The organism is Paenibacillus ihbetae (assembly GCF_002741055.1).
GTDB lineage: Bacteria > Bacillota > Bacilli > Paenibacillales > Paenibacillaceae > Paenibacillus_AQ > Paenibacillus_AQ ihbetae.
In genome coordinates, this window is the sequence record NZ_CP016809.1 from 4,604,045 (window position 1) to 4,617,563 (window position 13,519).

Genomic DNA, 13,519 nt, shown 5'->3' on the forward strand with positions numbered 1-13,519 from the left:
ATCGAAGTCATCAAAATATCGCCGAGAGGTTACTGCTACGGCGTCGTGGATGCCATGGTGCTGGCACGTCAGGCCGCGCAGAACCTGGATCTTCCCCGGCCAATTTATATATTGGGCATGATTGTGCATAACAGTCATGTCACGCAATCGTTTGAGGATGAAGGCATTATTACGCTGGACGGTCCGAACCGGATGGAAATATTGAAGCAGGTGAACAGCGGGACGGTTATCTTTACCGCACACGGCGTTTCGCCGGAGGTTCGCAAGCTCGCCCGGGATAAAGGGCTGACCACGCTGGATGCGACGTGCCCGGACGTGACGAAGACGCATGATTTGATTCGGGATAAGGTTGCGGATGGATACGAAATTATTTATATCGGCAAAAAAGGCCACCCGGAGCCCGAAGGGGCGATCGGCATCGCGCCTGAGCATGTCCACCTGATCGAGAAGGAAGAGGAGATTGATCAGCTTCAGGTGGATGCATCCCGGATCATCATTACGAACCAGACCACGATGAGCCAGTGGGATATCAAGCATATCATGAAGCGTCTGCTGGAGAAATTCCCGGGCGCTGAAATTCATAACGAAATATGCCTGGCGACGCAGGTACGGCAGGAAGCCGTAGCGGAGCAGGCAGGGCAAGCGGACCTCGTCATCGTGGTTGGCGATCCTCGAAGCAACAACTCGAACCGGCTTGCTCAAGTCTCCGAGGAAATTGCCGGGGTCCCCGCGCACCGGATCGGCGATGTGACCGAGCTGAAGCGCGAGTGGCTTGAAGGCATCAGCAAGGTGGCGGTCACCTCCGGTGCCTCGACGCCGACGCCGATCACCAAAGAGGTCATTGCATACCTGGAGCAGTATGAGCATGACAAACCGGAAACTTGGGAGATCAAGCGCACGGTGAACATGAGCAAGCTGCTGCCTCCGGTACGCGCAAAAAGCAAGACGCAAGCATAAGAATGCCTGATGAACATTTAGGAAGAAGCCGCTGCGGTAATTTCGCAGCGGCTTTTTTTATGCTAAGCCGTTATCTATGCATTCGGATTCTAGAGCTTCATTGAATAATATCATTCTCGTTAAGCAGGGAAGCAAGAAGCAATTTACCGTTACAGCCACCGTGAAACGATGCCTGCATAAGAGCCCATAGGGGCTCTTTTTTTCATTAGGATACATTTCGATTGAATATTATCATTTTTCGTTGATCAGGCAAATATTCATGATCGCCTCTTTCAACTAGAATGATAGACATTAGAGATACTTCATGGCATAAACATACGGGGGGTTGGAGATGGCACAAATATCCGTTAAGCAGGAACCTGTTCCTAAACGGAAGAAAGACAATTTGTTTATTCGCTTTGCCAAACAGTGGGATATCCAGCTTATGGTGCTTCCCGCGCTCGCGCTGATTTTTATATTCAGCTACATCCCGATGTACGGGATTTTGATGGCGTTCCAGGACTACAACATTTTCAAAGGAATGGGCGACAGCCCTTGGGCGGGTCTGAAGCATTTCCGGATGTTCTTTGAATCCCCTGAATTCATGAACGTCATGCGCAATACGATTGTCATCAGTTTGCTTAAATTTCTGATTGGCTTCCCGGCACCGATCATCTTGGCGCTGATGCTGAACGAGGTTCGGCACATGTTCTTCAAGCGCTTGGTGCAGACCGTCAGCTACTTGCCGCACTTTTTATCTTGGGTTATCGTATCAGGGTTCGTCATTTCCCTGCTGTCCACGGATAACGGCAGCGTGAATATTTTGTTGATGAAGCTGAACCTGATCGAAGAGCCGATCAACTTCCTGTCCTTGCCGGAATACTTCTGGACCATTCTCGTAACGACAGGCGTCTGGAAAGAAATCGGATTCTCGTCGATCGTATATCTGGCAGCCGTTGCGGGTGTGGATCCGCATATGTACGAAGCGGCCGACATGGACGGAGCCAGCAAGTTCCGCCAGATTTTCACCATTACACTGCCTTCGATCATGCCGGTGGTTGTCATCTTCATGATTCTTGCGATCGGCAACCTGTTGACTGCCGGGTTTGAAGACATCTTGCTCTTGGCGAAGAACCCAGTGCTTAGAGAGGTGTCCGATGTTATTGATACATATGTTTACCGGATCGGCATCGAAAACTCCCGGTTCTCCTATGCAACGGCTGTAGGCTTGTTCAAAGCGGTAATCAGCGTGATGCTTCTGACGATCGCCAACCTGATTGCACGCAGATCGGGCAACAGTCTATGGTAAACGACATTGTGATGAAGGGAGCGGGTAGATTTGGTACGATTAGGATTCGGTGACCGCGTCATGCAGGTTATCATCTATATCTTTCTTGCATTGTTGGCTTTTGTGACCTTTTATCCGTTTTGGAACGGACTTGTCATATCATTGAATTCCGGTTCGGATACCGCCCTGGGCGGAGTGACTTTCTGGCCGAGAGATTTTACGCTGGAGAACTATGAAATCGTCTTCCAGGACAAACGGCTGCTGAACGGCTTCGGCATATCCGTCGCGCGGACCGTGGTCGGTACGATCAGCTCGATTTTGGTGACGTCGATCTTTGCTTACGGGATGACGAAGCGCGAGCTCATCGGACGGAAATATTACATGGTGATGTGTATCATTACCATGTACTTCGGGGGCGGCTTGATTCCGACGTTCATGCTCGTCCGCAGTCTGGGTCTGATGGATTCCTTCTGGGTGTTCATCATTCCGAGCTTGGTAAGCGTATGGAACATGATCATATTCCGAACCTTCTTCCAAGGGCTTCCGAACGGGCTGGAGGAGTCTGCCAAGATTGACGGCGCAGGCAATTGGGGGATTTACTTCCGGATTATCCTGCCGCTGTCCGGTCCGGTTATCGCGACACTGTCCCTGTTTACGGCCGTGGCGCACTGGAATGAGTGGTTCTTGCCGAGTATCTACATTACGAAGGAAGAGCTTCTTCCGATTCAGACGATTCTGCGTCAAATTCTGAATTCGAACATCATGTCCGAGCAGATGAGCCAGCTCGATTCCTCGTCGGCGGCAGCGCTGTCGAGAATGCAAAGCGTAACGACCAAATCGTTGTCCATGGCAACGATGATCGTGGCAACCCTGCCGATTATTATGGTGTATCCGTTTGTGCAGAAGCACTTTGTAAAGGGTGTACTGGTAGGTTCTTTGAAAGAGTAGAACCGAGGGATCCATGCAAATATCCAAAAGAGCGGCTTTCAATCAGCAGTATGTAGGGTGAAACGGTTTCGTTCATCTATCTATTGGACCTGGAAGCGGCTTGAATCGAATGTTTGCATAATCCTGACCCATCTAACACGTTGTTTGAAGCATTCGCTTTAGACATAAATATCAAGTGGAAATACGAAAGGGGAATTAGAGAATGAGGTTGAGAAAGAAATCTCTGACCACATCGATGACCGCTTTGCTGGCGGCAGCGCTGATGCTGTCGGCATGCGGCGGCGGCGGTGGCAACGGCGGAACGAAGACGTCGGATCCGGCTCCTAGCACGGGCGGCGATACGGGCACGCCGACAGAGCAAGCGTCCGACAGCAAGTACGTGCTGGGTGAACAGCCGCTTGAGTTCAGCTTCTATGGTCATTACGATTGGTATACGATGCCTCCTTGGGGAGAGGACGACGCTTCCAAATGGATTAAAGAGAACAAAAAGGTCGATGTTAAAGCGATTAACTCCCAAGGCAACGCACAGCAAAAATTCAATACGATGATCGCGTCCAAAGAGCTTCCGGACGTGATCTGGCTCGATCGCGGTCCAGACGTAGAGAAGCTTAGAGAGGCGGATATGCTCGTGCCTTTCGATGAATATCTCGATAAATATCCGAATCTGAAGGAATGGCTCGGCGAAGCCGGGATCAACATGCTTCGTTCCGATGACGGCAAGCTGTATCAGTTCCCTAACTGGTATACGAGCCAGCCGAACGGCAACGCCGGTTACGTTGTGAACAAGAAGATTTACAAGGAGCTTGGAGAGCCGAAGCTCGAGACGACCGAGGATTTGGCGAATTACTTGGCGGCCGTCAAAGCGAAGTACGGCAACGAAGTCGTACCGTTCGAGCCGGGCATTGAAGGCCAAGGTATCGATGTGCTGTACTCCGCGTTCAAGGAGAACGCGCTGACGCGCTGGATCGCGATCCGCGGCGTGCCAAACGGCGACAAGCTGACCTCGATCTTCACCGATCCGACGTATCGCGAGTCGATGCAGTATGCGGCGAAGCTGTTCCGCGACAAGCTGATTTCGCAGGATGCCCTGACCCAAACGAACGACCAGGTTAAAGAAAAAGTGATGACGGGCCGCGTTGCTGTCTACGCTGCATCGAGCCCGACGGAAAATGCCATGAATGCTCATGCCGAGCTGGCCAAGAAGGATCCGAACGGCGGTTATTTCATGATCTGGCCGATCGCCAAGGAAGGTCTGGATAAGAACAAAATTTATCCGGGTACCTATACGCAGCTGGGCTGGAACGTAAGCGTCATTACGAAGAGCGCGAAAGATCCGGAAGCCATTTTTGCTTTCCTGGATTGGTATACCGGTCCTGAAGGACAAAGCGTCCAAATGTGGGGCCCTCCAGGCGGATATTGGGACGGATTTGAGGAAGACGGCAAGACACCGAAGTTCACAGAGAAGTATATAACGGATGCCGAAGGTCTGGCTAAGCTTCAAGCAACAACGACGAATATCCAATGGAACGGTAACACCGTATTCGTCGACACCGCAAAAGCGAAGTACGAGAGCACGCTGCCTGAAGAGCAGCGCAACTGGTCGACTCGCTGGCAGTATGAAATCACATGGAAAACGCAAGCGAATGCAACGGAATTCATTAACCTGGATCCGTCACCTGAAAGCGAAGAAGGAATTATTCGTCAGCGTATCGAAGATATCTATACCGAAGCTAGAGCGAAGGCCCTGTTTGCGAAGGACGATGCCGAAGTGTTGGCCGTGCTGGATAAGGCAGAAGCCGATGCTCAAGCAGCAGGCTACGAGAAGCTTCTTGCTTACAAAACCGAGAAATGGCAAGCTAACCTCGCCAAGATGAACGGCCAATAATACCATATGAAATACCGAAAGGGTATGCTGCGGATGCAGTATACCCTTATCGGAATTTTAGGGGGAGTAGATGCCCATGTATAAAGTGCTGCTGGCAGATGATGAAATACTGGACCTAGAAGGCATGAGGAGCTTTATTCCATGGGAAAGCCTCGGCATGGAGGTCGCGGCTGCGGTTAATAACGGATTTGCGGCATGGGAAGTGCTGGAGAAGGAGCCGGTGGATATTCTCGTGACCGATGTTCGCATGCCCAATATGACCGGGATTGAGCTGGCACAGAAGGCCCAGAAGGTGAATGAAGAGCTGCAGGTTATTTTCGTGAGCGGTTACCAGGATTTTAGTTATGTTAAGCAGGCGATCGCTCTCAAAGCATGCAATTATGTGCTGAAGCCGATGGAGGATGAGGAGCTTATCGAAGCGCTGACCAAGGTCAAGCAGGAGCTGGACCGCCTTCGGGAGCGGAAGGAGACGGAGCGTGCCTATCAACAGATGGTGCCGATCTTGAAAAACCAATACTTTCTTCAAATCCTGCAGAAGCCGTATGATGGAGCGATGCTGGAGATTATCGAACGGGAGTACAGGCTGAATGAGATCGATTGGCCGGTCCGTGTAGCGCTCCTGGAAATCGATGATGTCAGCACCTGGCGCAGCAGCTATGAGGAGAGGAAAAAGGGGACCGGGGTCAACGAGCAGTTCTTCGCTAAGCTTCACATGCTCCTGGAGCAGGCCGGAGTCCGGCATGTATGCAAGGTTACGGACCAGCGAATGGCGGTGCTGCTGGACAGCAAGCACGATAAGCCGGATATCCAGCCTCTGCTGGAGCAGCTGAAGCAGGACTACGCCTTAACCGTTACGGTTGGCGAAGGAGGGGTTGCCAATGAGCTGGAGCAGCTGCACGCTTCTTATCTGACGGCGGTGGAAGCACTGGATTATAAAATGTTCCGCGGGAAGGGGCAGTGGATTCCTTATTACGAGGTTCCGACCGAGGATCGCGAGGACGCCAAAATTTTGGACATCCGCCTGGATTCCCTATTCACAGCAATGACCAATTACGATATTGTGCGGATTCACGACGAGATCGAAGCGATTCAAGCCCTGGCTTCTAACATCAGATCCAAATTTACAATCCGTAATCTTGCCATTTATATCATCATGAAGCTGGATGCGCATCTCCATACCATGCATGAGGATCTGTTCCGCCTGCTCGGGATCGACCTGAAAAACCTGGATGTCCTTATGCAATTTGAAACGATGAATGATATTTTCGCCTGGCTCCGCATGAAAGTGTTCGAAATTTCGGAGCAGCTCAACTTCCGGCAGCATTCCAGGAACGGCCGGCTGGTCGAGGAGATCATCAGCAATATCCGCGAACGGATGCATGAGAACATTACGTTGCGCGATATGGCGAACCGGTTTTCGTTTTCACCGAATTACTTAGGGGTGCTCTTCAAAGAAGAAACCGGATACAATTTTAGCGATTATGTCATCAAGCTTCGTATGGAACGGGCGAAGGAGCTGCTGGTTACAACAAAGCTTAAAATATATGAAATTGCTTCCCAGACCGGCTACCAGTATTTGCCCTATTTCAGCCGGCAATTCAAAGAAATGTACGGCATGACACCGCTGGAATATCGGCGCAAGCACGCTTAGCCGTCCATACTATACCGTAGATAATGAGGTCGTGATTGGTCATGAGGGGGAAATTCGAACGAATCCGGGTCAAGGTGCCGTTCGGCTATAAATTAATGATATCTTATTGCGTGTTCATCATTATTCCCGTGCTGCTGGTCGGGAACATCGCCACCCAGATTTTTGTTACGTCCATCCGGGAACAGACGCACAATAACATACAAGGCACGCTTCATCAGATGAATAATAACATTACGTACAAGATCGAGGATATCGTGCGGATTTCGGATATGCTGTATTTCGATACCTTATTCAACAATCGCCTTCGTTACACGGAGAGTCAGTGGGTCAGTTACGATACCATGGTCAAGGTTCTGATTCCCAAGCTGGAGACGGCCATCAGCACGGCCAATCGAAAAATATGGATGTCGATCTATTTAAAGAATAACGACCTCGGAGAAGTGTATGATAACTATTCGGATTCCGATCCGCTTGATGCGGATAAACGGCTGTTCGATATTTATCGGTATGACCGCCTGGTTGACAAAACCTGGTACAAGCTTTATCCGCCGGAAGAAGAATACGGAACGACACTGCAATGGAAGCAGATCGAGCATGATGCTGCCCAGGGCCGCATCTCGCTCCTTCGCCGCTTGATCGACATCACGACGATCAAGCTGAAGGAAATCGGATTTATGCGGATCAACGTCAGCCTGGATTATTTGTTCGAGAGTATGGACTATAAAAAAATCGGTGAAGGAACGGCCCTTTATTTATCCGACTCGCAGGGGCGAATCATCCTCTCCTCGGGCGGTGTGCAGACGACCGTCTTCAGGGAGAAGGAGCTCCGCAATAACGGCGATTTGCTCATCCGGGAACCGATTCCGCAGCTTGGCTGGGAATTGATCGCTGTGGTCCCCGCGCCAATCGTCGAGAAGGATACGGTCAAGATCCGCAATCTGACTCTGTTGATCTGCCTCGTCTGCATCGTGGTGTTCTTCGTGGTGAGCCTGATCGTCTCGAGATATTTTAGCCTCCGCGTGTCTAAAATCGTCTCAGTTCTGGATTCGTTCCAGGAAGGGGAATTCCATAAGCGGGCCCATTTCAAAGGCAATGATGAATTCTCGCATATCTCATCCGCGCTCAATGAGATGGGCAGCAACATCGGCAGACTGATTAATGAGGTGTACCTGGCCGATCTGCAGAAGAAGGAAGCGGAGCTGGAATCGCTGCATGCGCAGATCAATCCGCATTTTCTGTACAATACATTATCCTCCATCAGCCGTCTGGCCCGCTTTGGCATGCTGGATAAGCTGCATCGGATGGTTCTGGATCTGGCCAAGTTTTACCGCCTGTCGCTCAATGACGGCCGAAACATTATTTCCGTCAAGAACGAATTGGAGCAGGCACAAGCCTATGTCGATATCCAGAAGATTAAATACGATGAACGAATGCAAGTCAGCTATGACGTAGAGCCGGAAGTCGTCCGGTACGAGACGGTGAAGCTAATTCTTCAGCCGTTCATTGAAAATGTGCTCGAGCATGCCTGGACCGGGGACTCCATTCATATCCGCATCACGGCCAAGGTGCTTCAGAATGTGCTGGAATTCCGCGTTATCGATAACGGGGTTGGTTTCCCTCCTGACCGAAGGCTGGATAACACCGGGGCTCAGAATCTGACGAACGCTGGCTACGGGATCCGTAACGTGGATCAGCGAATCAAGCTGCACTACGGCAGTCAATACGGGGTTACCTTGTTCAGCCGGGCCGGGATCGGAACCACGGTAAGAATCGTTATCCCGCTGGTTAAGCGTAAAGTGTCGGAGGGACGCGACAAACCGATTCCGTAAGTACACCAACAGCTCCCCTTTTCTAAAGGTCCAGGATTTGGGCTTGACGGAAAGGGGCATTTTTTGTATAGTTACTTTAATGGTTAAAAGCATAAAAGCTTAAAAGCGAACAAGCGCTTAAGTGCGAAAGTCCATAGTGGAATTAGCTAGCAATAAGATTTATCTTATCGAGCATATTGAGGAAAGAAGGGCTAAGAATGATCGTCATCACTTCGAATCAAACACCGGAAGAGCAAATTCAGCATATTGTAGGCGAGATTGAGAAGGAGGGGCTGCAGGCCCATGTATCGCGCGGTGCGGACCGAACCGTGATCGGGCTCATCGGCAGTGTCAATCCGAAGCTTGCCGAGCATCTGCGCCAGATGAAGGGCGTAGAGAACGTCATTAAAATTTCTAAGTCGTATAAGCTTGCAAGCCGTGATTTCCATCCTGACGACACGGTCATCGAGATTAAAGGGACGAAAATCGGCGGCGGGAATCTAGTTGTCATGGGCGGTCCTTGTGCCGTGGAATCCGCGGAGCAGATCGACGAGATTGCCAAGCTGGTTAAGGCGGCCGGCGGACAGGTGCTTCGCGGGGGAGCTTTCAAGCCGCGCACGGGACCGTACAGCTTTCAGGGCATCGGTGTGGAAGGCCTCATCATGATGGCTGAAGCCGGGCAAAAGCATGGTCTCCTGACGATCACGGAGGTTATGACACCGGAGTACGTCGACATTTGCGCGGAATACGCGGATATTCTTCAGGTTGGTACGCGGAATATGCAAAATTTCGATTTGCTGCGCAAGCTGGGCACTTGCGGAAAGCCAGTGCTGCTTAAGCGGGGATTCAGTGCAACCTACGATGAATTTTTGAATGCGGCGGAATATATTCTTGCCGGAGGGAACCCGAATGTAATGCTGTGTGAGCGGGGAATCCGAACATTCGAGACTTATACGCGGAACACATTGGATTTGTCTGCCATCCCTGTATTGCAGCAGCTCAGTCACCTTCCGGTCATCTCGGATCCGAGCCATGGAACAGGCCGCCGGGAGCTGGTCGAACCGATGTCGAAGGCTTCCGTGGCCGCGGGCGCTGACGGGCTTATTATTGAAATGCATACCGACCCGGACAATTCGATGACAGGGGATGGCGTACAGTCCCTGTTCCCGGATCAATTTGCCGCTCTGCTCAAGGATCTGGAGCAGCTGGCTCCGCTCGTGGGCAAAAGCTTTAACACGTCCAAGGCTCCGGCATCCGATTTTGTGCGCGTATAATCCTACGCTTCTTACCCGACTGCAATGTCGATGCGATGCTTGGAGAAGGAGCCGCGAAACCGCGGGAGAAGTTAGGAATAGCGGATATGGATATGCTGAGTCACAGCATAGCTATAAAGACACTTGCACGTTATTTGCAGGTGTCTTTTTCGTGTGGTTTTACTTTAATTGGTTTCATATGTCAATATATATGACATGGTTTTTAAAAATACCTTACATAGCTATTGACGTGAGGTTATCTGCCAGCATATAATGACGAAAAGAAAACGAAGAATATAGGAACATTGTTAAGCAGTTTTAATCTTAATGTTCGGAAATTGGGAGGAAGAGACATGTCGGTAGAGAAATTATTGCATACAATTCAAGAGAATAACATTGAGTGGGTCGATTTTCGTTTTGTAGACTTGTCGGGACGGGCGCATCACATTTCCCTGCCAGCTTCAGAAGTAGATGCTGAGACGTTTGTGAACGGGGTAGCCTTTGACGGATCTTCTATCCCAGGCTTCCGGGGCATTGAGGAATCGGATATGGTCATGATGCCGGATCCAAATTCCTACTATATCGACCCGTTTACAGCACATCCAACCATCAATATTATGAGCAACATCTATACGCCGGAAGGTGAAGCATATGAGCGCGACCCGCGCGGGATTGCGACACGTGCGGAAGAATATCTGCAGCAATCCGGTGTAGGCACGGCAGCGTATTTCGCGCCTGAATCCGAGTTCTTTCTGTTTGACGATGTACGCTATGAAAGCACGATGAACAGCTCCAGCTATTTCGTGGATTCCGAGGAAGCTAACTGGAATACGAACCGTAAAGAAGAAGGCGGCAACCTCGGCTTTAAAGTCGGCGTAAAGGGCGGCTATGTACCGGTGGCGCCGGTGGATACGCAGCAGGATATCCGCAGTGAAATGTGCAGATTGCTGAATGAAGCAGGACTTCGCGTAGAGCGTCATCACCATGAGGTGGCGACTGCAGGGCAAGCGGAAATCAATTTCCGTTTCGATACCTTGAAGAAAACAGCAGATAATCTGCTGATTTATAAATACATCGTTCATAACACGGCTCGTCAATACGGCAAAACGGCAACCTTCATGCCGAAGCCATTGTTCGGAGACAACGGAAGCGGCATGCACGTTCACCAATCGATTTTCAATGGCGATACTCCGTTATTCTACGAGAAAGGCGCGTATGCTAACCTGAGCGAAACAGCGCTTCATTACATCGGCGGTATTCTGTACCACGCACCGGCACTGATCGCTCTGACGAACCCAAGCACCAACTCGTTCAAACGTCTGGTTCCTGGTTACGAAGCACCGGTTAACCTCGTATTCTCCAAAGGCAACCGTTCCGCCGCGGTTCGAATTCCGGTTGCTGCAGTAACACCTAAAGGCTGCCGGATCGAGTTCCGTACGCCGGACTCTACGGCGAATCCTTACCTGGCATTCGCGGCAATGCTGATGGCCGGTCTGGACGGAATCAAGCGTAAAATCGATCCAACGGCTCTTGGATACGGACCATTCGACAAGAACATCTACGAGCTGTCCGATGCCGAGAAGAAGGAAATCCGCAGCGTTCCCGGATCTCTGGACGAAGCGCTGGATGCGCTTCAAGCAGACTACGAGTTTTTGACCGAAGGCGGCGTATTTACAAAGGACTTCCTCGATAACTTCATCGAGTTCAAGCGTGCTGAGGCGAAAGCCGTTAACATCCGCGTTCATCCGCACGAGTACTCCCTGTACTACGATCTGTAAAAGATCAGCTTCATTTAGCGCCGAGGGCTTATTACTAAGCCCTTGGCGTTTTTTAGGTAGTCACCGGCCATGGGAAAAAATTGTGAATAATTACACTTGAAGGACCATCGGATTGTTGCTATGATTAGCGTTAAATCAATAAAGCGATAAAGGGAACACAGAGAAAGGGTGGAGAGTCAATTGAGCAAGAGAGCCTTCAATTTTAATGCAGGACCTGCCGCATTGCCGCTGGAAGTGCTGGAGCGCGCGCAGGCGGAATTCGTCGATTACCGCAGTACCGGCATGTCGATCATGGAAATGTCCCACCGCGGTGCCGTTTATGAAGCTGTACATAATGAAGCGCAGGAACGCCTGCTGTCACTGCTGGGGAATCCGGCCGGCTATAAAGTGCTGTTCATTCAGGGCGGAGCGAGCACGCAGTTTGCGATGATTCCGATGAACTTTTTGGGACAGGGCCAGACCGCCAATTACGTCATGACGGGAAGCTGGTCCGACAAGGCGCTCAAGGAAGCGAAGCTGATCGGGGAGACGCATGTAGCCGCCTCCTCCCAAGAGAGCAAATACATGTCCCTGCCGAAGCTTGCGGACATCCAATTATCCGACAATGCCGCTTACCTGCATCTGACCTCCAACGAGACGATCGAGGGCACGCAGTTCAAGGACTTCCCGGATACCGGGGCAGTGCCGCTGATCTGCGATATGTCGAGCGACATTCTCAGCCGGCCTTTTGACCTGAGCCGATTCGGCATGGTCTACGCGGGGGCACAGAAGAATCTGGGGCCGTCCGGGGTGGCCGTCGTGATCGTTCGGGAGGACCTGGTTACGGATTCTCCGAAGCATCTGCCGACGATGCTAAGGTATAATACGTATCTGAACAACAACTCCCTGTACAATACGCCGCCGTCCTTCGGCATTTATATGATTAACGAGGTTTTGAAATGGATCGAGGAGAAGGGCGGGCTTGCTGGAGTTCAGGATATGAACCGCAAGAAGGCCGCACTCATCTATGATGCCATTGATAACAGCGGCGGATTTTACCGCGGCTGCGTGAATCCGGACAGCCGCTCCGATATGAATATTACGTTCCGCCTGGAAACCGAGGAGCTTGAGAAGGAATTCGTGAAGGCTTCCGAGAAGGAAGGCTTCGTGGGGCTTAAGGGGCACCGGAGCGTAGGCGGCTTGCGGGCGTCCGTGTACAACGCGGTTCCTTACGAAAGCTGTAAAGCGCTTGTGGACTTTATGGAGCACTTTAAGAACAGCCGCTAATCTGGAATAAATCCAACAACAAACCTGAACCAACCCTTCCCTGATCATTCGGCGGAAGGGTTTTTCTGGAATCGGCCTGAAAAGTCCGGCGGATCGGTTATAATAGAAGAAAACGTTAAAGAAAAGGTGGACTATACAGCATGGCACTGCATATCGTACTCGTTGAACCCGAAATTCCAGCCAATACGGGCAATATTGCCAGAACCTGTGCGGCTACAGGCACACATCTGCATCTGGTTCGGCCGCTCGGCTTTAATACCGATGACAAGACCTTGAAGCGAGCAGGCCTGGATTATTGGTATGCCGTACATATCGAATATCATGATTCCTTTGAGGAGCTGAAGGCGAAGTATCCGGAAGGGCGTTATTTCTACGCGACGACGAAGGCCAAGAAAAGGTATATGGACGTCCAATTTCAGGATGAGGATTTCCTCGTGTTCGGGAAAGAGACGAAGGGACTCCCGCCCGAGCTGCTGGCTGCGAATCCGGAGTCCTGCATCCGAATGCCGATGACCGATAAGGTCCGCTCCCTCAATTTATCCAATTCGGCGGCCATTATCGTATACGAGGCTTTGCGCCAATTGGATTTTCCAGGAATGGAATGAGTCGGGCTGACGAAATGATTCGGAAAAACCATCCAGTATACCTATAAGATATCGAAAAAAACTAATAAATTCTTAAAACCAGCAGGATTCGACAGCTTTTT

10 protein-coding genes are annotated in these 13,519 nt (G+C 50.8%); all 10 read left to right on the plus strand.

Going from position 1 to position 13,519, the window contains the following annotated elements; genetic code table 11:
* The 10 genes from BBD41_RS20680 to trmL all read left to right on the plus strand — a co-directional run bounded on the left by BBD41_RS20680 (position 1) and on the right by trmL (position 13,418).
* On the plus strand, positions 1–957 hold the full coding sequence (locus BBD41_RS20680) for a 4-hydroxy-3-methylbut-2-enyl diphosphate reductase (RefSeq protein WP_077569079.1): 957 nt from the start codon (positions 1–3) through the stop codon (positions 955–957).
* Between the two features lie 331 nt (positions 958–1,288).
* Positions 1,289–2,245 carry an ABC transporter permease gene (locus BBD41_RS20685; protein ID WP_077567837.1) on the plus strand — a complete coding sequence of 319 codons (957 nt, stop codon included), beginning with the start codon at positions 1,289–1,291 and terminating at the stop codon, positions 2,243–2,245.
* Positions 2,246–2,275: 30 nt separating this feature from the next.
* Positions 2,276–3,172: a carbohydrate ABC transporter permease gene (locus BBD41_RS20690; protein WP_077567836.1), complete on the plus strand. Its 897-nt coding sequence runs from the start codon at positions 2,276–2,278 to the stop codon at positions 3,170–3,172.
* Positions 3,173–3,374: 202 nt separating this feature from the next.
* Entirely contained in the window at positions 3,375–5,057 is a 1,683-nt protein-coding gene (locus BBD41_RS20695) for an extracellular solute-binding protein (protein ID WP_099478589.1), read from the plus strand.
* Between the two features lie 76 nt (positions 5,058–5,133).
* Positions 5,134–6,708, plus strand: coding sequence for a response regulator (locus tag BBD41_RS20700; RefSeq protein ID WP_099478590.1), 1,575 nt, complete (start codon positions 5,134–5,136; stop codon positions 6,706–6,708).
* A gap of 41 nt (positions 6,709–6,749) precedes the next feature.
* Positions 6,750–8,537, plus strand: a complete 1,788-nt coding sequence (locus tag BBD41_RS20705; RefSeq protein WP_099478591.1) for a cache domain-containing sensor histidine kinase — start codon at positions 6,750–6,752, stop codon at positions 8,535–8,537.
* A 197-nt stretch (positions 8,538–8,734) separates the two neighbouring features.
* The gene (aroF, locus tag BBD41_RS20710) at positions 8,735–9,790 is read left to right on the plus strand and encodes a 3-deoxy-7-phosphoheptulonate synthase (protein ID WP_077567832.1); all 1,056 of its coding nucleotides are present in this window, start codon (positions 8,735–8,737) and stop codon (positions 9,788–9,790) included.
* A 332-nt stretch (positions 9,791–10,122) separates the two neighbouring features.
* Positions 10,123–11,547 (plus strand): type I glutamate--ammonia ligase, encoded by a 1,425-nt coding sequence (gene glnA, locus BBD41_RS20715; protein WP_007127300.1) that lies wholly within the window; start codon positions 10,123–10,125, stop codon positions 11,545–11,547.
* A 180-nt stretch (positions 11,548–11,727) separates the two neighbouring features.
* Positions 11,728–12,813: a 3-phosphoserine/phosphohydroxythreonine transaminase gene (gene serC, locus BBD41_RS20720; protein ID WP_099478592.1), complete on the plus strand. Its 1,086-nt coding sequence runs from the start codon at positions 11,728–11,730 to the stop codon at positions 12,811–12,813.
* A 140-nt stretch (positions 12,814–12,953) separates the two neighbouring features.
* Positions 12,954–13,418: a tRNA (uridine(34)/cytosine(34)/5-carboxymethylaminomethyluridine(34)-2'-O)-methyltransferase TrmL gene (gene trmL / locus BBD41_RS20725; protein WP_077567830.1), complete on the plus strand. Its 465-nt coding sequence runs from the start codon at positions 12,954–12,956 to the stop codon at positions 13,416–13,418.
* The last annotated feature ends 101 nt before the right edge of the window (positions 13,419–13,519 follow it).

Coding starts and splice junctions, on each gene's coding strand:
- BBD41_RS20685 (WP_077567837.1), top strand. CDS start 1,289: ATGGCACAAATATCCGTTAAGCAGGAACCTGTTCCTAAACGGAAGAAA.
- BBD41_RS20695 (WP_099478589.1), top strand. CDS start 3,375: ATGAGGTTGAGAAAGAAATCTCTGACCACATCGATGACCGCTTTGCTG.
- BBD41_RS20700 (WP_099478590.1), top strand. CDS start 5,134: ATGTATAAAGTGCTGCTGGCAGATGATGAAATACTGGACCTAGAAGGC.
- BBD41_RS20705 (WP_099478591.1), top strand. CDS start 6,750: ATGAGGGGGAAATTCGAACGAATCCGGGTCAAGGTGCCGTTCGGCTAT.
- aroF (WP_077567832.1), top strand. CDS start 8,735: ATGATCGTCATCACTTCGAATCAAACACCGGAAGAGCAAATTCAGCAT.
- glnA (WP_007127300.1), top strand. CDS start 10,123: ATGTCGGTAGAGAAATTATTGCATACAATTCAAGAGAATAACATTGAG.
- trmL (WP_077567830.1), top strand. CDS start 12,954: ATGGCACTGCATATCGTACTCGTTGAACCCGAAATTCCAGCCAATACG.